Origin of the sequence: Streptomyces sp. NPDC051214, assembly GCF_040682375.1 — a bacterium.
Lineage (GTDB): Bacteria > Actinomycetota > Actinomycetes > Streptomycetales > Streptomycetaceae > Streptomyces.
On record NZ_JBFBAT010000003.1, the window covers coordinates 623262 to 641942 of the forward strand.

The window sequence follows — 18681 nt, forward strand, 5'->3', positions numbered from 1 at the left end:
GTCAGGGTCCGGGGGCTCGAAGTCCGGGCGAGGTCAGGAACGCGACCGGCGCTCCTGCTCCGCGGCGTTCTTCTCCTTGATGCGTACCGTCTCCTTGCGGACCTCGGCCTGGGTGGCGCGCTCCTTCTGCAGCCACTCCGGGTTGTCGGTCTTGATCGCCTCGATCTGCTCCGTGGTGAGGGCCTCCGTGACCCCGCCACGCGCGAGACCGGCGATGGACACACCGAGCTTCGACGCGACGACCGGCCGGGGGTGCGGTCCGGTGCGCCGCAGCTCCTGGAGCCACTCGGGCGGCTCGGTCTGCAGGGCGTTCAGCTCGGTGCGCGAGACGACACCCTCCTGGAACTCGGCGGGGGTGGCCTCGAGGTACACACCCAGCTTCTTCGCCGCGGTCGCGGGCTTCATGGTCTGGGCGGTCTGGTGCAACGTCATGTCCCCAGGGTATCGAGCGTGTGAGCTACCGCCGACCACGACCGGTAACCTGGCGGAGTGACGGACTCGCAGGTGACCTCTTCTTTCAGGCTCGCGTACGTCCCGGGGGTGACACCCACCAAGTGGGTGCGGATCTGGAACGAGCGGCTGCCCGACGTGCCGCTGACCCTCGTGGCCGTGGACCCGGGCGAGGCTTTCGAGCTCCTGCGCGGCGGCGGCGCCGACGCCGGTTTCGTACGGCTCCCCGTCGACCGTACGGACCTCAGTGCGATCCCCCTCTACACCGAGACGACGGTCGTGGTGATCCCCAAGGACCACGTGATCGCGGCGGTCGACGCAGTGACCGCCGAGGATCTGGCGGACGAGATCATCCTGCACCCCCTCGACGACACCCTCGCGTGGGAGAAGCTGCCCGGACAGCCGGCGAACGAGCGCCCCGCGACGACGGCGGACGCCATCGAGCTGGTGGCGGCGGGCATCGGCGTCCTCGCCGTGCCCCAGTCGCTCGCCCGCCTGCACCACCGCAAGGACCTCACCTACCGGCCGCTCACCGAGGCCCCCGAGTCGCGGGTCGCGCTGTCCTGGCCCGAGGACGCCACCACGGACCTGGTGGAGGACTTCATCGGGATCGTGCGAGGGCGCACCGTCAACAGCTCCCGCGGCCGCTCCCAGACTCCCGCGGCCGCCTCGGCACCGGACCAGTCGAAGCGCAAGAGCCCCGACAAGGGCGCCGCCCGCCGGAAGCCGACCACGGGCAAGCCCGCCGCGAAGACGGGCAAGCCCACCGGAAAGTCGGGCAAGAACGCGCGCGGCGGTTCCGGCGGCGCGCCGAAGGCGGCCAAGCGGGGCAAGCCCCGCCGACGCTCGTAGCCCCGCTCCTGGCCCCCACCGGAGGGCGGCCGACGTGCTACCCGGCGCCGTTGCGCTGTGCCCACCAGGCGAGCACCCCGCCGAGCACGAGCAGCAGACAGATCGCCGCGTTGGTCCGCTTGTAGGCGACGAGCACAGCCGCGAACTCGCGGATCGTGGCGGTGGGCCAGAAGTACGCGGCCGTGGGTGAGCCCACCACCTGGCCCTCGATCCCGGCCCGCCGGGCGGTGAGGGCGGCACGGAAGGCGTGGTAGTTGTTCGTGACGATCACGCACCGGTAGTCCGGCTTCGCCTTCTCCATGATCGCCTTGCTGAACCGCAGGTTCTCCTCGGTCGTGGTCGAGCGGTCCTCCCGCTCGATCAGGGCGGCCGGGAAACCGTGTGCGACCAGATCGTCGGCCATCGCGTGGGACTCCGGTAGATCCTCGTCCGGCCCCTGGCCCCCCGACGTGATGAGCACCGGCGCTTCGCCCCGCTCGGCCAGGCGCGCGTGCACCGACTGCGCCCGCCTGAGACGACTGGCCAACAGCGGCGGCACGGTGGACCCACCGACGAGCCCCGAGCCGAGTACGACCACGAAGTCGGCCTTGCGGTGCACCCGCAGCCGCCCGTAGAGGAACGCGTAACAGACGAAGCAGAAGAACAGGAACGCGAGATAGGCGGCAAGGCCACCGGCCGCCGTTCCCACCCCGACCCACACGGGCGTCCGTACGACCACGGCCATCACCACCAGCGCCACGACCGACAGGATCGCCAACGCGGCCAGCAGCGACAGCAGGTTGGTCGGGCTGCGTCCTTCCTTGCGCACCATCTGCAGGCCGTTGGAGAACAGGAAGCACGTCAGCACGAGGATGCTCAGGGCGCCGAGGACCAGCAGCGCCCACGCGACGGCCTGACCTGACGCCGAGCCGGACCTGACCAGGTGGAACAGCCAGGCCGCGAGTGCACAGAGCACGGCGAGCCCCAGGATCACGGCATTGCTGAACTTCCTGCGCTCGCGCACCACGCGCACGCAGAAGACGAGGAAGAGGAGGGCCGCGGGGGCGTAGACCAACATCCGCACAGCCTAGGCTTGGTCAACCCCTGTCCTGGACCGTAACCGTAGACGTCCGCTGTAGTGATCTCGGGGGCCAGGCCGTGCCCTTATGGGCGGAGGGGAGTTGACCCCGGTATGAAGAAGCGAAGCGTACTGGCCGTTGCCTCTCTCGCCGCCGGGGCTGTCATCGCCGCGATCAGCCCGCCCCAGGGCGCGGACACCGCGGACGTGAGGGAACCCGCCCGCGCCGCGGGCGCTCTGGATGTGCTCGATGACGCCGGTCAGTGGGGCGAGGACGCCCCGCCGATGCCCGGCGCCGGCTCCGGTGTGGTCGCCCCGGACATCTCCAGCACCAAGGGACTCTGAAGCACGACCCACGCGGGGCCGGGACGTACGCGTCCCGGCCCCGCTGCTCATTGCCCACCCCCGGGGCACACATAGGGCGCGTGGGGCACTTGCGGACTGGAGGGAGAGCGCTCTCCCAGTTCGTATCGTCCTCGTCTCCGCATGCCACGTCAACGCCGACGCCCCCACTCCCCGCCTTGCCGCTGAAGGGCAGCAATTGCCCCCTATGAGGCGGCAGTTGCGGGCCTTCAGTGGTTCCCCCTCTCTTGACACGCTCGCGTCACGGTGGGAACACTCCGGGAGAGCGCTCTCCCGACTCTCTCGACCTGTTCGTGGTCAGGGCGCCCACTCCCGGCGTCCGGGGAGCGCACGGCCACGGCTCCCGGCAGGCCGGTCCCCCCATCCCTCTCCACGTGGCAGGAGGTCTCCATGGCACGGAGATCGAGAACGATCTCAGGAGCGCTGATCGCGGGCGCCCTGATACTGAGCTCTCTGGGTATCGGCGGCATAGCGGTGAGCGCCGACCACGCGACCGATTCCCGGACGGCGAAGGCCTCGACAGCGCACGCGGGTCACACCATGGCCGCGTCCACCCGCATGTCGGCGGAGGACGCCGACGAGGACGGGTACATCCCCGCGAAGCACCCCGTGACCGGCGCCGCGCCATCGGCGGAGCAGCCGCCGCACCGCTACTTCCACGAGTTCCAGGCGCACTGTTCGGTGACGCACACGGCTCCCGACGACCCCATCGTCTACCCCGGGCAGCCCGGCAAGTCGCACGACCACACGTTCATGGGGAACACCACGACGAACGCGCACAGCACCACGGCGTCCCTGGACGCCGGTTCCACCAAGTGCCTCGCTCCCGGCGACAGGTCGGCGTACTGGATGCCCACCCTGTTCAACGGTGACCAGGAGGTGCGGCCCGTAGGGGACCAGACGATCTACTACAAGGCCGGGGTCACCGACTACACGAGTGTGCGGCCGTTCCCCAGGGGGCTCAGGTTCGTCGTCGGCAGTCCGATGCAGTCCGCGCAGGAGTTCCGTGACCACCCTGGCTTCGTCGAAGGGTGGGAGTGCGGGGAGAGCTACTTCAACGTCGATTTCCCCAAGAACTGCCCCACGAGCCGGGACACCCAGCTCAACATCCGCTTCCAGGCGCCCAGTTGCTGGGACGGCAAGACCCTGGACTCCCCTGACCACCAGAGCCACATGTCCTACCCGGTGGTCAAGAACGGCACCAACGACAACGTCTGCCCGACGAGCCACCCCGTCGCCCTGCCGATGATCGAGTTCAAGATGGCGTTCCCCGTCAACGGGGACATGTCGAAGGTCCGCCTGGCGAGCGGGACCGGCCACTCCTTCCACTACGACTTCTTCAGCGCGTGGGACGACGCGACGTTGAAGGCGTTGGTGGACCACTGCATCGTCGGCGGTCTGCAGTGCGACCCGCGCGGTTACGACCAGACCCACCCCGAAGCGGGCGCGGCGCTCGACGAGAACTACGAGCTTCCGTGACCTCGGCCTGCGAAGGGCGGACTGGGCCGACTCCCTTCCGCCCAGCCTGCCCTTCGCAGGTGCCGCTCCACTCCGCACGCACTTCGCGCCCTCTTCGCAGCCCCTTCCGCATCCTCCCCACGCCCTCATCGCCCAGGAGACCCCCATGCGTAGACCTGGTACCGCCCGCTCCCTCCGCGCCATCGTCGCCCCCGCCACCGCGGGCCTGCTGGTGACCGGTGCGCTCGCGCTCCCCGCCCAGCAGGCGCACGCGGCCGGCAGTGTCGTGAAGGTGACCGGTTCGCAAGGCAACTGGCAGCTCACCGTCGACGGCTCGCCCTACCAGGTCAAGGGCTTGACCTGGGGCCCGTCCGTCGCTGACGCGGACAAGTACCTGCCCGATCTGCGGTCCATGGGCGTCAACACCATCCGGACCTGGGGCACCGACGCCTCCAGCAAGCCGTTGTTCGACTCCGCTGCCGCCCATGGAGTCAAGGTCGTCGCGGGCTTCTGGCTGCAGCCCGGCGGCGGCCCGGGAAGCGGCGGCTGTGTCAACTACCTGACGGACACCGCGTACAAGAATCAGATGCTCGAGGAGTTCCCCAAGTGGGTGGGCACCTACAAGGACCACCCCGGCGTCCTGATGTGGAACGTGGGCAACGAGTCGGTGCTGGGGCTGCAGAACTGTTACGCCGGGGATGAGCTGGAGAAGCAGCGCAACGCGTACACCACCTTCGTCAACGACGTCGCCAAGAAGATCCACGCCGTGGACCCCAACCACCCCGTCACGTCCACCGACGCCTGGACCGGTGCCTGGCCGTACTACAAGAAGAACGCCCCCGACCTCGACCTGTACGCCGTCAACGCCTACGACGCCACGTGTGACATCAAGTCGGACTGGGAGCAGGGCGGTTACGACAAGCCCTACATAGTCACCGAGTCGGGGCCCGCCGGCGAGTGGGAGGTCCCCGACGACGCGAACGGGGTTCCCGAGGAGCCCACCGACCGCGCGAAGGCCGCCGGCTACACCAAGGCCTGGGACTGCGTCACCGGCCACCGGGGCGTCGCGCTCGGCGCCACCCTGTTCCACTACGGAACGGAGTACGACTTCGGCGGCGTGTGGTTCAACCTGCTGCCCGCGGGCCAGAAGAGACTCTCGTACTACGCCGTGAAGAAGGCCTTCAAGGGCAGCACGGCCGGTGACAACACCCCGCCGGTCATCACCGATCTGGCCGTCGACGGCGACGCGGGCAAGGTCGCGGCGGGCAGTCCGCTCACGCTCACGACGAAGGTCAGCGACCCCGACGGCGACGCGCTCTCCTACGAGGTGCTCGCCAACAGCATGTACGTGGACAAGAGCAAGGAGCTCACCCCGCTGGCCGCCACGGACCAGGGGTCGGGCCGCCTGAAGGTCACGGCCCCGGACAAGCCGGGCGTCTGGAAGATCTACGTCAAGGTCAGTGACGGCAAGGGCAACGTGGGCATCGAGACACGGTCCGTGCGCGTGGTCGTGCCACCGGTCGACGGCACGAACATCGCCCAGGGCAAGCCCGCGACCGCCTCGTCCTTCCAGCCGGGCAGCGGCGACTGCCCGTGCACCGCGGCCAACGCGGTCGACGGCAAGCAGAACACCCGGTGGGCCAGCGACTGGAGCGATCCGCAGTGGCTCCAGGTCGACCTGGGCTCCACCACTTCCTTCAAGCACGTCCAGCTCAACTGGGAGACCTCGTACGCGAAGACGTACACGGTCCAGACCTCGGACGACGGGCGGAACTGGCGGACCGTGCACGAGGTGCGGGGCGGCAATGGCGGTGTCGACGACTTCGACGTGAACGGATCGGGCCGCTACGTGCGGATCAACGGAACGGAGCGAGGCACCGGATACGGCTACTCGCTCTACGAGTTCGGCATCTACAAGTGAGGTGACGGCTGAATGACGCGTGACGAACTCCTGCGGCTCGTGGGCAGGCTGGACCTGGAACGCAAGGTGGGACTGCTGACCGGAGCCACCGTGTGGCGCACCCGGGCCGAACCTGCCGTGGGGCTGCGGGAGATGGTCTTCTCGGACGGTCCCGCCGGGGTGCGGGGGGAGGAGTGGGACGAGCGTCGCTCGTCGATGCTCCTGCCCTCCGCCTCCGCGCTGGGTGCGCTGTGGGACGAGCGGCTGGCCGGGGAACTCGGCGAACTGCTTGCCTTCGAGGCGCGGCGCAAGGGCGTGCACGCCGTCCTGGCGCCCACCTTGAACCTGCATCGCACGCCGCTGGGCGGGCGCCACTTCGAGTGCCTGGCCGAGGATCCGGAACTGGCCGCGCGGACCGGGGCCGCCCTGATCCGCGGCGTCCAGCGGCACGGGGTGGCCGCGACCGCCAAGCACTACGTGGCGAACGACTCGGAGACCGAGCGGCTCACCCTGGACGTACGGGTGGACGAGCGGACGTTGCGCGAGGTGTATCTGGCCCCGTTCGAAGCGGCCGTGCGAGCGGGCGTATGGCTGGTCATGAGCGCCTACAACGGCGTGAACGGCACGACGATGACCGAGAACGGGCTGTTGGCCGAACCGCTGAAAGGAGAGTGGGGATTCGACGGGGCCGTCGTCTCCGACTGGGGCGCCGTACGTCGGACGGAGCAGAGCGCGGTGGCGGGCCAGGACCTCGCGATGCCCGGTCCTGAAGGCCCGTGGGGCGCGGCTCTGGTGGCGGCGGTCCGCAGCGGCACCGTCCCCGAGCAGGCGATCGACGACAAAGTGCTGCGTCTGCTGACCCTGGCCGATCGCGTCGGCGCGCTCGCCGGCGGCCGCGGGCTCCCGCCGCGCGCCTGGCCCGGCGGCACCGCCCGTCGCCTGCTGCGCCGGGCCGTCGCGGCCGGCACCGTCCTGCTGCGCAACGAGGACATCCTGCCCCTGGACGCGTCCGCTCTGCGCAGCGTGGCGGTGATCGGACGGCACGCCTGCGCACCGCGCCTGCAGGGAGAAGGCAGCGCCGGGGTCTTCCCCGCGGAAGTCGTCACACCGCTGGAGGGGATCCGGGCCCGGCTGCGGGGGCGGGCCCGGATCCTGCACGCGCCCGGTCCTGACCTGGGCGGACAGCCCAGACCGCTGGACGCATCGCGGTGCGCGAACCCCCTCACCGGGGAACCCGGCGTACTGCTGCGGGTGCTGACCGCGGACGGACGCGAACTCTCCTCGGAACACCGCCTCTCCGGACGGCAGTTGGAGCCGCCTGTCACGCCGGAGGCCCACACCGTCGAAGTCAGCGCGCTGCTGCGCACGGGCGAAGAAGGCAAGTGGACGTTCGGCGTGGGCGGCTACGGCCGGATGAGTCTGGTGGTGGACGGACAGGACCTGGTGGAAGGGGAGTTCACTCGGGACACCGAGGACCCCGCGGTCATTCATCTCGACCCGCCACGCCGGCACGCCTCGGTATGGCTCCCCGCGGGCCATCGCGCGCACGTCGTGGCCCGCAGGGAACTGGCTCCGGACACCGGTCGCGCCCTCGTCGTGACGGCCACGGAGCCCGAACCGGACCCCGAGCAGGCGCTGGCCGAGGCGGTGGAGGCCGCGCGGGCCGCGGACGTCGCCGTGGTCGTCGTCGGCACCACCGAGGGCAGCGAAGCAGAGGGGCACGACCGCACCTCGCTCACCCTTCCCGGACGTCAGGACGAACTGGTCGCGGCGGTCGCCGCCGCGAATCCACGCACCGTGGTCGTGGTCAACTCGGGCGGACCCGTGGAACTGCCCTGGCGGGAGCAGGCCGGGGCGGTGCTCCTGTCGTGGTTCCCCGGACAGGAAGCGGGGGCCGGGCTCGCCGACGTCCTCTTCGGGCGGGCCGAGCCGGGCGGACGCCTGCCCACCACATGGGGAGCCACGCTGGCGGACGCGCCGGTCCGCGAGACCCGGCCACGGGACGGCACGCTCGCCTACACGGAAGGCCTGCACATCGGCTACCGGGCCTGGCTGCGGTCGGGCCGCGCACCTGCCTACTGGTTCGGGCACGGCCTGGGCTACACGACGTGGAGCTACGAGCTCCTTCGGGCTGTGCGCAGGCAAGAGCGACAGGGCGCAGGAGCAGCCCTGGACGTCGAGGTGCGGGTGCGGAACACCGGCCCGCGCCCGGGACGCGAGGTGGTGCAGGTCTACCTCGCGCGGCCGGACTCCGCCGTGGAGCGCCCCGTGCGCTGGCTCGCGGGCTTCACGGCGGTTCGGGCGGAGCCGGGGGAGACGGTGACGGCGTCGGTGGAGGTACCGGCGAGGATGCTGCGCCATTGGGAAGCTGAAGAGCACCGGTGGCGGACCGAGGCGGGTGTCTGGCAGGTCCTCGCGGGCCGCAGCGCCGGAGATCTGCCCCTGACGGCGACGGTGCGCGGGTAGAGCTGCCGCCGTCTGCGGGCGTGCGCGGCGCGGGAGAGCGCTCTATGACGCCCGATCGCGGGGCGTTAGTGTTCCCGGATGGACAGACAGATGCCGACGCTGGAGGACGTGGCGCGCGAAGCGGGGGTCTCCCGCGCCACCGTCTCCCGGGTGGTCAACGGCGTGCGCAATGTCGCCCCCGCCATCCAGGACGTGGTCCGGGCGGCGATCGAGCGTACGGGCTACGCGCCCAACCGGGCCGCGCGCTCCCTGGTGACCCAGCGCGCGGGCACCATCGCCCTGGTCGTCTCGGGCGCCGGAGACCACACCGACACGGCGCAGAACGCGTTCGCCGCGCGCGTGTTCGCCGACCCCTTCTTCGGCCGCGCCGTCAGCGGGGTGGTGGGGTTCCTGCGGCCTCGTGCCATGCACCCGGTGCTGATGTTCGCGGAGACGGAGGACTCCCGGCAGCAGGTGCTGACCTATCTGCGCCACGGCAACGCGGACGGCGCCCTGGTCGTCTCGACGCATGCCCAGGACCCGCTGCCGGAGCTGCTCGCCGAGGCCGGGCTGCCCGCGGTGTTCTTCGCGCGCCCCTCGCTGCGGGCCCGCGTCACGTTCGTCGACTTCGCGCACCGGGACGGGGCGAGGCTGGCCGCCGAGCATCTGCTGGGTCGCGGCTGCCGACGGGTGGCGACGGTCTCGGGCCCGCTGGACATCCCCGCGGGCCGCGAACGGCTCGCCGGGTTCCAGGACGGCATGGAGCGGGGCGGGCAGCCCTACGTTCCCGTCGCCGAGGGCGGTTTCACCCTGGAGAGCGGGGCGGCGGCGATGCGTCGGCTGCTGGCCGAGCACCCGGACACCGACGGGGTGTTCGCGGCGAACGACCTGATGGCTCAGGGCGTGTGCCAGGTCCTGCGGGAGCAGGGCAGACGGGCACCCCAGGACGTGGCGGTGGTCGGCTTCGACGACTCCAGCGTGGCGGTCACCTGCACGCCCCCGCTGACCACCGTGCGCCAGCCGGTCGAGGAGATGGGCGCGGAGATGGCGCGGCTGCTGCAGGAACAGATCGAGGGCGTACGGACCGACCCCACCTCGGTGATCTTCGAGCCGGAGCTCGTGGTGCGGGAGTCCGCCTAGCGGGGGCGGGGCCCTGGGAGCCACCGGATGCGGATCATGCCGCGCGGTGTGAGCCTGGTTGTGGGGGCGACACAGAGAGGCGGCTGCCCATGTCAGTCATGGACAAGCTCAAGCAGATGCTCAAGGGGCACGAGGACCAGGCCGGGAAGGGCGTCGACAAGGCGGGTGATTTCGTCGACGACAAGACCCAGGGCAAGTACTCGAGCCAGGTCGACACGGCGCAGGAGAAGTTCAGGGACCAGCTCGGCAGGGACCAGGACCAGCCCCCGCAGTCATAGACGCCACGCGATTGTCAGTGCCCGCCGATAGCCTGGGCTCTTCCATCCGCGCTGTGGCTGCAGCGCTGCCGCCCCGCCCCCGTGATGCGGGGGGCGGGGCACTCGGCTGTCACGGCAGCACGCGGTAGTGGGTGGTCAGGCGGCGGTCGTCGTCGAGGATGTGAAAGGCCAGGCCAGGGGGCTGTTCGCGGTCCGCGGGCTTGTCGCCTTCCCAGGGCAGGCGCAGCGTCCAGGTGATGGCGGGCCCGACGATCAGCGGACGCGCGGCGAAGGTGCTCGCGGCGGCGGTGTGGGCGTGGCCGGTGAGGACGGCGGCCACGTGGGGGTGGGCTTCGAGCAGTGCGGCCAGTTGCCCGGGTTGGCGCAGGCAGTGGGCGTCGGGGAGGGGGTGGTGGAGCGTGACCGGCGGCTGGTGGAAGGCGAGCAGCGCCGGGGTGCCGTGGGGGAGTGCGGCGAGGGTGGCGTCGATCCAGGCGAGTGTCTCCGCGTCGAGGAGCCCCTCGTCGCGGCCGGGAATGGTGGAGTCGCACATCAGGACGGCTGTTCCGGCGATGTGGTGGACCTGGTTGATGGGGCCGTCGTCGGGCGCCAGGCCGAGCAGCGCCTTGCGGTAGGCGGGGCGCGCGTCGTGATTGCCGGGACAGGTGAGGACGGGGAAGGGGGCGGCCAGGATCTGGGCCGCTTCCTCGTACTCGGCCTCGTCGCCGTGGTCGGCGATGTCGCCGGTGACCAGGAGGGCGTCGACGGGGTGGGGCAGGGCGCGCAGGTAGTCCATGACGTGCGTGGCGCGCCGGGTGGCCCGTTCGCTGCCGTCCAGGTGCAGGTCGCTGATGTGGGCAAGCAACGCCGTCATCGCTCGGTCTCCTCCATGTCTAACGGAAAATTTAGATTAAGCGTTAGGGATAGTAGAGTGCTCTTGGCGATGCGATCAAGGGAGCGACCTGTGGAACGTTGGCTGGCGCTGGAGTTGGCGAGCACGATCCGCCATGACGGGGACGGCGGAGTCGCCGACGACTTGGCCACGGTCGGCGGCATCACTCGCTGGACGCATGCGCAGGAGGACCTCTTGCCCGCTCATGTGCGGGCCGGGGACCTGGCGGCGGACGAGGACCTCAGGCGGGCGGTCACCGAACTGCGGCGTGCCGTACGGGCGTTGTACGCGCGGGCGGTGAGCCCCGCGCCGCCCAGCCCGGCCGACGCCCGCCACCTGATGCCCGCAGACGAGGCGCTGGCCCACCTGAACGCGGTCGCCGCCGGACAGCTGGTCGCCCCCCAGCTGGAATGGCCGCACGAAGGAGCCCCCGCCGTAAGGCTGCTGACAGAGCGGCAGGACCCGCAGGCGGATCTTCTGGCGGCCCTGGCCCGCGCCGCCGTCGACTTTTTGAGCGGCCCGCAGCGCGAGCAGCTGCGGGCCTGTACGGCACCTCGGTGTGTGCGCTATTTCGTCAAGAGCCACGGCCGGCAGGAATACTGCAAGACATCCTGCGGAAACCGGGCCCGCGCCGCCCGGCACTACCAGCGCCATCGCGCCGCGGATCAGGCGCGCGGGCCCTCGTCGAAGCTCCAGGCGCCGACATCGCGGTAGTGGATGGGCCCCGGGCCGCGGCCGAAGTTGCTGGCGACCAGGTGCAGGCGTTCGGTCTGCCACGGGCTGCCGGTGAAATCGGCGAGCCCGGCAGCGGCTTCCGCCGCGCACGACGGCGTGTCCCGACGGGCACGGGCCAGGGTCAGATGAGGGCGGAAGGGCCGGCCCACATGAGCGGCACCGCAGTCGTCCGCGACGGCACGCACCTCCTCGGCGAGCAGGTGCAGCTCTTCGAGATCTCCGTCGATCCCGCTCCACAGCACCCGCTCGTCGAAGTGCCCGCCACCGCGCAGCGCCAGGTTCAGGGGCTTGCGGCTCGCGGCGAGGCGCGCGAGAGGCGTGCGCAGGAGCGGCACCACGGAGACGGGGACCTCGCCGAGGAACGCCAACGTGATGTGCCAGTCCTCGACGCGGTTCCACCGCATGCGCGGATGCGCCTGGTAGGCGGGGCCGAGGGCCTGTTCCAGTTCCTGCTTCGCGTCGTCGGGCGGGGCGAGAGCGATGAACACACGAAGGGTCGCGGGCGGGTTCTGTTCGGTCACAGAACCTTCGTACCGCATCCAGGCGATCGGGCGACCGGCGCCCCCCGCCCGCGACCCGTGTCTGCGCGGCTGGTCAGGCGCCGGGCTCCCCGCTGATGCTCCGCCGTGTCTCGTCCGCCTGGCGGCGCACCGTGTCGACGACGTGTGGCCTGAACTTCGATTCGGCGTAGCTGACCAGATGGTCGAGCACACCGTTCGCCTGCTCGGGGTTGCCCTCCTTGGCGTGGGCCCGGGCCAGGCGGCGCATCACCATGTTCAGGGTGATGTTGTCGACGCCGTTGCCGTGCAGGGACGCCTCGACGACGGGTGACAGAAGGCCGACGGCCTGCTCCGGGGCGGCGGGGCGCACCTTCAGGGCGCTCTTGTCCGGCGTCAGGTACTTGAAGTCCCTTTCTGCGTTGAGCCCTTCGACCATGCGGGCGTAGACGGCCAGCGGGTGCTTGTCGTAGTGCTGCACGACCTCCTGCAGGGCGTCGTTGCCGGCCTGGAGCGACGGCGCGTCGGATCCGCGCAGAGCGAGGAGCGTGCCCTGTTCCTCGCCCAGCATCAGCTCGCCGACCTGCTCGTCGGTCTCGTTGTAGGGGCTGCGGACCGTGGTGCGCAGCACCGGCGAGACGATGCGGGAACCGTCGGAGGCGACGTAGGCGGCACGCAGCAGGTAGGTGCCCGGCTGCTCGAAGTAGTGCCCGTCCTGGCCGTAGCCCACGTAGGCGCTCGCGTAGAGGGGCGCGCCGTCCACGGTGAGGTGGGCCGTGGCGTCCGCTTCGACGCACCGGCGCATCAGCGGCCGGTAGAGCAGCGTGCGGCCGGACGGCTGCCGGATCGCGATGTTGACCAAGTCGTAGTCCGGGTGCAGGAACTCATGTGTGTCCCGCCCGCGCAGGTCGGTGGTGTCCAGCTTGAGCTCCACGACGACCGGTTCACCGAACCCGAAGTGCTTCTTGCCGCGCAGTTCGAGCCGTAGCCCGGAGTCGTCCACCACGGGCTGGTCGAACAGGTCCGGGTCGATGTCGGCGGCGCCCCTGCCGAAGGCGTTGGCCCCCATGATCACGTCACGGTAGAAGCCGTGCCGCAGATGCGTGATCTCGTTGGCGGTGAACTGGAAGGGGAACGCCCGCCAGTACGCCTCCGTGCCGGTCGGAGCGCCGTTGCCGGGATTGAAGTTCTGGGGGTAGTTCATCCACGACAGGTCCCCGAAGCCGTTGTTGGGGCCGAGCGGCGCCGGGGGTGTGGCCAGGCCCTTCTGCCACGAGTGCAGCAGGTTGAAGGCATGACCGAGCTCGTGCACGTACGTACGCAACTGAGCGCGCACGGACTCGGGATCGGTGCCCTTGATGATGTCGTAGAAGACGGCGCAGCCCTGCCGCTGGAAGGTGTCGGCCGCGTCGAACATGATGCCGCGCACCCCCGCGTTGCCCTCGTAACGGCTGGCGACCAGCAGCCACACGCGCCACTGCGGAATGTTCCGCCACAGGCTGAAGTTGGTCTGCATCGCGGCGTGCAGCTCGGCGTTGTTCCAGCCGGCCGCGCTGTCGCCGAGGATGTTGGCCGCGCTGGAGACCAGCACGTCGATGCCCGCCTCGGCGTAGGCCCGCGGCACGGTCAGCTTCCGTGCCGGGCTGCCGGGCGGCCCCGGCAGGGAGCCGGTGTCGTAGGACACGAAGGGCACCTTGCCGGCGACGGAGTCCTGCTCCCACTGGACGGTACGGAAGTACGGCGACCTGAACGCGCAGGTGTAGGTCGCGCCCACCTGCCCGGACGTCCTGAGGAACTGCACGGTGGCGGGGGCCTGCTGCTGGCCGACCCGCCGGCGCGCGATGGTCACCCGTACGACCGGGAAACTGGTCGTCCCGGTGAAACGGCCCTGGCCGGTGATCACCACGCGGGTGGCCGTCCAGGTGACGGCCGGAGCGTGCACGACAAAGGAGCCCGCGTAACTGGTGGTGCTGCCACCGGAGGTGAAGAAGTCCCCGCTGACCTTGCGCAGCGTACGAGGGCCGTCGACGTCGACCCGCAACTCCAGGACGCGGGTGCCGACGCTGCGATAGCTGCCCCGGACGAGGAGGTACGCGGGTGTGGCGGCCTCGGGGGCGGCCTCGGGGGCGGCATCACCCGCGATGTCCTGCGACAGTTCGTCGACCGCCATGTCGGAGAGGTCGACGTCGTACAGTTCGGGCGTCACGGATTCCGTTGTCTCGGCTGTGGGATCGCCAAAGGGTGTGGACATGGCGCTCACTCCTCCGACCTCTCGGGTGAGCTTTTGACGGACGGTTGATGACGGCCCGGCCAATGCGGCCGGACCGTTCACGGGGGAGGACTTCAGCCCTCCGCAGACGCCCCGCTGCGTTCCCGCTGCATTCCCCGCGAGCAGGGTCAGCGAATGACGAGCGCATTGTGCGTCTGGAACAGACCGCACCATTCGTTGTAGGGGCGTCGGTCGCACGTGTACGGATTGGTGATCAGGCGACCGGAGTTGTCGGTGTTGCGGGCCGCGGTCCCGCCCGGCTTGTGGGCCCAGAGGCCGCCCGGGTGCAGGCGGTACCAGTGGTAGTCCCGGATGTTGCCGGGGAAGGTGCCGGTGACGAGCGCCACCACATAGCGCAGCGATCCCGGCGGCTGGCAGTTGCCCCAGAGCCGCAGGCCGTCGCGCTGCGCCCCGGTGGAGACCTCGCCGCAGCGCACCGTGCGCGGAATGGTGTAGCCGTGCGCCCGGCCGGGCTGGGCGAAGGTGTTGGTGCGCCGGTTGACCGCGAAGTTGTAGCAGTTGTTGTAGGGCTGGGTGTCGGGCCGGTTCCAGAAGGCCGGGTTGAAGGGGGTCACGTCGTACGCGCAGGCCAGCGCGGCCCGGTGCACGAGGGTCTGTAACTGCTTCTCGACCTCTGCGGCGTCCGCCTCGGAGATGCCGCCCGACTCGGTGGGCTCGATGGTGGTCGCACCGCCCGCACCTTCCCGCGCCGTGCGCCGGATCTCCGCGCGGACCGACTCGCGGAAGTCCTCGGGGTAGCTCTCCTCGAGCACCTCGGTGTCACCTTCGCCCTCGGCCGGAGTCCGCTCGGCGCTCTCGCCGACCGGCATGGTCTCCAGCAGACGCTCGGCGACATCGGCTCCGGTGTACGGATCGCGGTCCCCGCCCCCCGCGATCTTGAACACCGGGGGCAGGCCCCCGGTGTCCAGGTCGTCGGTGATCTCCACCCGGATTCCACGGAACCCGAGTCCGGAGAATCCGTCGGAGACGTCGGCCACCGCCTCTTGATGGTGAGCCATGAGCTGGATCAGCTCGAGCACCTGTTCCTGGTCCTGGATCTCCCACGACGGATTGGCGCGCCCCGAGAAAATGTCCACAGTGATGCGCAGACCCATGATGTCCCCCCTTCGTTCCGCGCTCGACCGCACGGAACGCCCAGCCGCCCCTGTCAGAGATGCGCCGGGACGGCCCGTGAAATAGCGGCCACGACGGGAGAAGGGCGCTGGGACATGGATGTCGTAGGGGACTTGTACTGCGGCCGTTTCGACCAGTCAATGGCGGGGGTCCGCGCTCCGCATGCCCGGCCGGGGATCTTGTGCCGGCCCGGTGTGACCTCGCACCGGGTTCCGCGTATTTCTCGTCAGGGGCGGTGCCGCCCGGGCCCGGCTCTGCTACGCAGGAAGAGGCCTCGCGCGGGGGCGCAGCCGGTGCGCCGCGGTGTGCCAAGGGGGAATCATGGCCGACTCCGTACGCCATCGGGAACCGCGGGTCCCCGTGTTCGACCCCAAGCTGGCGGTCGACGTCAGTGAGCAGTGGACGGGCACACCGCGGCACCGTCTGGTCGCCCTGGGGGATTCGCTGACGCAGGGTTTCCAGAGCGCGGCGGTCTTCAACACCTCCCTGTCGTATCCCGCGATCGTCGCCTACGAGATGGGTTGCTTCCCCGACTTCCGCTTCCCTCAGTACGGGGGCTTCGGTGGGCTGCCGTTCAACCTCGAGCTCTTCCTGCGTGACCTGGAGGCCCGCTTCGGACGGAACGTGGACTGGTGGGAGGCGCCGCTCGCGCTGTTCCGGGCGCGCAGCGTGATGGACCGGGTCGAGGACTACTGGGAGCGGGGGCCTGGCCGGACCGTGCCTTCCACCTCGGCGGTCATGCACAACCTCGCCGTGTTCGGGTGGGACCTGCGCGACGCCCTGTCCAAGTCGGCGGACGAGTGCCGCAAGCGCATCGGCACCCCGAAGGACGACCTCGTGAGCCAGATCGTGCAGAACGCCGGCGAGCGCGCCGCCCTGCGCGTGCTGCCCACCCAGCCCCGGACGGCGGGCGCCCTGACCCAGCTGCGTGCGGCGGCCGAACTGGGCAAGGACACCGACGGCACAGGGGCGAGGCACGGCATCGAGACCCTGGTGGTCTTCCTGGGCGCGAACAACGCCCTGCGGGCGGTGACCGACCTGCGGGTGAAGTGGAGCGAGGACGCCGGCTTCGACGACCTGGACGACAAGCGGCGCTTCACGGTCTGGCAGCCGAAACACTTCAGGTCGGAACTGCGCAAGGTGGCGGCGGAAGTCTTCGACATCAAGGCGCGTCATGTCATCTGGTGCACGGTTCCGCACGTCACGATCGCGCCGATGGCGCGCGGCGTGGCGGGCAAGACCCAGCCCGGCTCGCGCTACTTCCCCTACTACACCCGCCCGTGGATCAAGGACCGCGACTTCGACGCGGGCAAGGACCCCAGCATCACCGGGGACGAGGCGCATCAGGTCGACGACGCGATCGACGGCTACAACGACGCGATCACCGAGACGGTCCGGGCCGCCCGGAAGAAGGGCAGGGACTGGTATCTCCTGGAGACCTGTGGCCTGCTGGACCGTCTCGCGTCGCGCCGGTATGCCGAGGACCCGCAGGCCCGTCCGCCGTGGTGGCAGCCTTATCCGCTGCCGTCGGCCCTGCAGGCGCTGTCGCCGCCGCCGAACTCCCACTTCCTTGCCGTCGAGGGTGAACGGCGTACGGACGGCGGCCTGTTCTCGCTCGACGGCGTGCACCCGACGACGGTCGGGTACGGGATTCTCGCCCAGGAGGTGATCAATGTGATGCGGCTTGCGGGGGTCCCGTTCTACCGGCCCGTCGGGGGCGCGAGCCGCCCGGACCCGGTGCTCGTCGACTTCGACCGGCTGATCCGCCACGACACTCTGGTCAACTGCCCGCCGGCGAACCTGGGTTCGGCGCTGGGCGTCATGGGCTGGGCCGATGAGGCCCTGGATCTGTTCCGGCGGGTGTTCTCCCCGTTCTGATGTCCGGTCGCCGCGGGTGCTATCGGGGTGAGACGACGGCTGCCTTGGGTGCGGGGGAGGCGGCGGTGGGCTGGGGCGGGTCCTCGCTGAGGTAGGCGCGACGCCAGCGGAGGAAGGGCCGCTCGATGCCGTTGTAGGTGACCACGGCGGCGGCCAGGGTGAGGGGCAGGACCGCCGCCGTCGCGGTGAGGAACGCGTCCACTACGGGGCGTCCCGTCAGCTCGAACCACCAGCGCCGCGAGATGATCGCGGTGACGACCATGTAGTGGAGCAGGTAGACGGAGAAGCTCATCTCACCGACCTTGGCGATCCCCCGCGACACGGCCCCGGTCGAGGAGATGGTGGCCACATAGGTCAGCACCACCAGCGCCCACAGAACGCCTTCGACGTCGACCCAGAGCAGCCGTGTGGCGTGCCGTTCGTGGAAGGCGTGGCTCTGGTTGAATGCCCAGATGGCGCCTGTGACCAGCGCCGTCGCGATGCCGACCTTCACCATCCCCTGGAAGCGTTCCCGGTGGTGCACGAAGAACCAGGCGGCGACCATGCCGAGGAGGAACTGGTCGATCCTGCCGGCGAGGCTGTAGTAGAGCATCGAGTTCACGCTGATGCCGCCGGTGGCCGAGGCCCACACCAGGGCGCGGATCACGGCGACGGCGGCCAGGAGCTTGAGCAGAGCCGCGGGACCGCGCTTGGTGAGGAGTCTGCTGAACAGCGGGAACAGCAGATAGAACTGCAACTCGACCGCGATGGCCCACCACATGCTCGACACGGCTCCCAGGCTGAGGGAGCCGGGCAGATTGCCCAGACCGACCAGGGACTGGACCACGGCGAGCAGACTCGCACCCTGCTTGTGTGCACCGATGCCCAGCACGATCAGCGCGATGTAGAGCGGGAAGATGCGCAGCACCCGATTGCCCAGGAACCTGCCGTAGTGGACGTCCTTGCCGAGGGTGCCGATGGTGAAGATGAATCCGGAGAGAACCATGAAGAGGGCCACCCCGGAGTGGCCTTCGATGACCAGAGTCGCCAGAGGGTTCTGCGAATAGAGCCAGCCGTGCGCGTCCCCGTTCGGCGTCTCCCGGAGAAGCGGAGAGATCATGTGCGTGCCGTGGCAGAGGAGCACCAGCACGGCAGCATAGGCACGCAAGTGGTCCACGGACACGAGGTACTGCCGGTTGCTGCTGCGCATGAAAGGACGACATCAGCCCCCGAGCGGCCGATTCGGTACATGCGCACGAGTCCCTCCATATTGCCCGATAATTTCACTCATCCGAGGGGGTGAAGGCGCTCTGCGCGCCTTTTCGCGTCTCGCAACCTTCGCTCGGCCCTGTCGTTGGCATGACGAGTGGCCCCG

16 protein-coding genes are annotated in these 18681 nt (G+C 70.2%); 9 read left to right on the forward strand and 7 right to left on the reverse strand.

Annotated features, from left to right (window positions below; genetic code table 11):
- Positions 1-33 precede the first annotated feature (33 nt).
- On the reverse strand, positions 34-432 hold the full coding sequence (locus tag AB0M70_RS10740; protein WP_365818573.1) for a DUF5997 family protein: 399 nt from the start codon (positions 430-432) through the stop codon (positions 34-36).
- Positions 433-489: 57 nt separating this feature from the next.
- Here AB0M70_RS10740 and AB0M70_RS10745 point away from each other — a divergent pair, with 57 nt between their 5' ends.
- Entirely contained in the window at positions 490-1302 is an 813-nt protein-coding gene (locus tag AB0M70_RS10745) for a LysR substrate-binding domain-containing protein (protein ID WP_365818575.1), read from the forward strand.
- Between the two features lie 37 nt (positions 1303-1339).
- Here AB0M70_RS10745 and AB0M70_RS10750 read toward each other — a convergent pair whose 3' ends face one another.
- The gene (locus tag AB0M70_RS10750) at positions 1340-2359 is read right to left on the reverse strand and encodes a YdcF family protein (RefSeq protein WP_365818577.1); all 1020 of its coding nucleotides are present in this window, start codon (positions 2357-2359) and stop codon (positions 1340-1342) included.
- Between the two features lie 114 nt (positions 2360-2473).
- Here AB0M70_RS10750 and AB0M70_RS10755 point away from each other — a divergent pair, with 114 nt between their 5' ends.
- The 6 genes from AB0M70_RS10755 (at position 2474) to AB0M70_RS10780 (ending at position 9943) form a co-directional block, all read left to right on the forward strand.
- Positions 2474-2704 (forward strand): hypothetical protein, encoded by a 231-nt coding sequence (locus tag AB0M70_RS10755; protein ID WP_365818579.1) that lies wholly within the window; start codon positions 2474-2476, stop codon positions 2702-2704.
- Between the two features lie 408 nt (positions 2705-3112).
- Positions 3113-4201, forward strand: coding sequence for a DUF1996 domain-containing protein (locus tag AB0M70_RS10760; protein ID WP_365818581.1), 1089 nt, complete (start codon positions 3113-3115; stop codon positions 4199-4201).
- Positions 4202-4346: 145 nt separating this feature from the next.
- Positions 4347-6101 carry a discoidin domain-containing protein gene (locus tag AB0M70_RS10765; RefSeq protein ID WP_365818583.1) on the forward strand — a complete coding sequence of 585 codons (1755 nt, stop codon included), beginning with the start codon at positions 4347-4349 and terminating at the stop codon, positions 6099-6101.
- A 12-nt stretch (positions 6102-6113) separates the two neighbouring features.
- Entirely contained in the window at positions 6114-8546 is a 2433-nt protein-coding gene (locus tag AB0M70_RS10770; RefSeq protein WP_365818585.1) for a glycoside hydrolase family 3 C-terminal domain-containing protein, read from the forward strand.
- 78 nt (positions 8547-8624) lie between these two features.
- Complete coding sequence (locus AB0M70_RS10775; RefSeq protein WP_365818587.1) at positions 8625-9665, forward strand: LacI family DNA-binding transcriptional regulator; 1041 nt, start codon at positions 8625-8627, stop codon at positions 9663-9665.
- Between the two features lie 89 nt (positions 9666-9754).
- Positions 9755-9943 carry an antitoxin gene (locus tag AB0M70_RS10780; protein ID WP_363205793.1) on the forward strand — a complete coding sequence of 63 codons (189 nt, stop codon included), beginning with the start codon at positions 9755-9757 and terminating at the stop codon, positions 9941-9943.
- Positions 9944-10052: 109 nt separating this feature from the next.
- On the opposite strand, the gene AB0M70_RS10785 is transcribed toward AB0M70_RS10780, so the two are convergent.
- The gene (locus tag AB0M70_RS10785; RefSeq protein WP_365818589.1) at positions 10053-10796 is read right to left on the reverse strand and encodes a metallophosphoesterase; all 744 of its coding nucleotides are present in this window, start codon (positions 10794-10796) and stop codon (positions 10053-10055) included.
- Between the two features lie 90 nt (positions 10797-10886).
- On the opposite strand from AB0M70_RS10785, the gene AB0M70_RS10790 reads away from it, so the two are divergent.
- On the forward strand, positions 10887-11528 hold the full coding sequence (locus AB0M70_RS10790) for a CGNR zinc finger domain-containing protein (protein WP_365818591.1): 642 nt from the start codon (positions 10887-10889) through the stop codon (positions 11526-11528).
- Here the strand turns inward: AB0M70_RS10790 and thpR are convergent.
- The 3 genes from thpR to AB0M70_RS10805 all read right to left on the reverse strand — a co-directional run bounded on the left by thpR (position 11480) and on the right by AB0M70_RS10805 (position 15430).
- Positions 11480-12088, reverse strand: coding sequence for an RNA 2',3'-cyclic phosphodiesterase (thpR, locus tag AB0M70_RS10795; protein WP_365818593.1), 609 nt, complete (start codon positions 12086-12088; stop codon positions 11480-11482). The two genes, AB0M70_RS10790 and thpR, sit on opposite strands and share 49 nt — an antisense overlap.
- Positions 12089-12143: 55 nt before the next feature.
- A complete protein-coding gene (locus AB0M70_RS10800) occupies positions 12144-14297 on the reverse strand; it encodes a hypothetical protein (RefSeq protein ID WP_365818595.1) in 2154 nt (717 codons plus the stop codon).
- Between the two features lie 146 nt (positions 14298-14443).
- Positions 14444-15430 (reverse strand): hypothetical protein, encoded by a 987-nt coding sequence (locus tag AB0M70_RS10805; RefSeq protein WP_365818597.1) that lies wholly within the window; start codon positions 15428-15430, stop codon positions 14444-14446.
- Between the two features lie 340 nt (positions 15431-15770).
- On the opposite strand from AB0M70_RS10805, the gene AB0M70_RS10810 reads away from it, so the two are divergent.
- A complete protein-coding gene (locus tag AB0M70_RS10810) occupies positions 15771-17327 on the forward strand; it encodes a hypothetical protein (RefSeq protein WP_365818599.1) in 1557 nt (518 codons plus the stop codon).
- A gap of 19 nt (positions 17328-17346) precedes the next feature.
- On the opposite strand, the gene AB0M70_RS10815 is transcribed toward AB0M70_RS10810, so the two are convergent.
- Positions 17347-18516, reverse strand: coding sequence for an acyltransferase (locus AB0M70_RS10815; RefSeq protein ID WP_365818601.1), 1170 nt, complete (start codon positions 18514-18516; stop codon positions 17347-17349).
- Positions 18517-18681: the final 165 nt, after the last annotated feature.

What these genes read in the sequence shown, in the direction of transcription:
- AB0M70_RS10780 (WP_363205793.1), top strand. Translation starts at nt 9,755, where the DNA reads ATGTCAGTCATGGACAAGCTCAAGCAGATGCTCAAGGGGCACGAGGAC.
- thpR (WP_365818593.1), bottom strand. Translation starts at nt 12,088, where the DNA reads ATGCGGTACGAAGGTTCTGTGACCGAACAGAACCCGCCCGCGACCCTT.
- AB0M70_RS10740 (WP_365818573.1), bottom strand. Translation starts at nt 432, where the DNA reads ATGACGTTGCACCAGACCGCCCAGACCATGAAGCCCGCGACCGCGGCG.
- AB0M70_RS10775 (WP_365818587.1), top strand. Translation starts at nt 8,625, where the DNA reads ATGGACAGACAGATGCCGACGCTGGAGGACGTGGCGCGCGAAGCGGGG.
- AB0M70_RS10755 (WP_365818579.1), top strand. Translation starts at nt 2,474, where the DNA reads ATGAAGAAGCGAAGCGTACTGGCCGTTGCCTCTCTCGCCGCCGGGGCT.
- AB0M70_RS10815 (WP_365818601.1), bottom strand. Translation starts at nt 18,516, where the DNA reads ATGCGCAGCAGCAACCGGCAGTACCTCGTGTCCGTGGACCACTTGCGT.
- AB0M70_RS10750 (WP_365818577.1), bottom strand. Translation starts at nt 2,359, where the DNA reads ATGTTGGTCTACGCCCCCGCGGCCCTCCTCTTCCTCGTCTTCTGCGTG.
- AB0M70_RS10810 (WP_365818599.1), top strand. Translation starts at nt 15,771, where the DNA reads ATGGCCGACTCCGTACGCCATCGGGAACCGCGGGTCCCCGTGTTCGAC.
- AB0M70_RS10785 (WP_365818589.1), bottom strand. Translation starts at nt 10,796, where the DNA reads ATGACGGCGTTGCTTGCCCACATCAGCGACCTGCACCTGGACGGCAGC.
- AB0M70_RS10770 (WP_365818585.1), top strand. Translation starts at nt 6,114, where the DNA reads ATGACGCGTGACGAACTCCTGCGGCTCGTGGGCAGGCTGGACCTGGAA.
- AB0M70_RS10760 (WP_365818581.1), top strand. Translation starts at nt 3,113, where the DNA reads ATGGCACGGAGATCGAGAACGATCTCAGGAGCGCTGATCGCGGGCGCC.
- AB0M70_RS10805 (WP_365818597.1), bottom strand. Translation starts at nt 15,430, where the DNA reads ATGGGTCTGCGCATCACTGTGGACATTTTCTCGGGGCGCGCCAATCCG.
- AB0M70_RS10765 (WP_365818583.1), top strand. Translation starts at nt 4,347, where the DNA reads ATGCGTAGACCTGGTACCGCCCGCTCCCTCCGCGCCATCGTCGCCCCC.
- AB0M70_RS10800 (WP_365818595.1), bottom strand. Translation starts at nt 14,297, where the DNA reads ATGTCCACACCCTTTGGCGATCCCACAGCCGAGACAACGGAATCCGTG.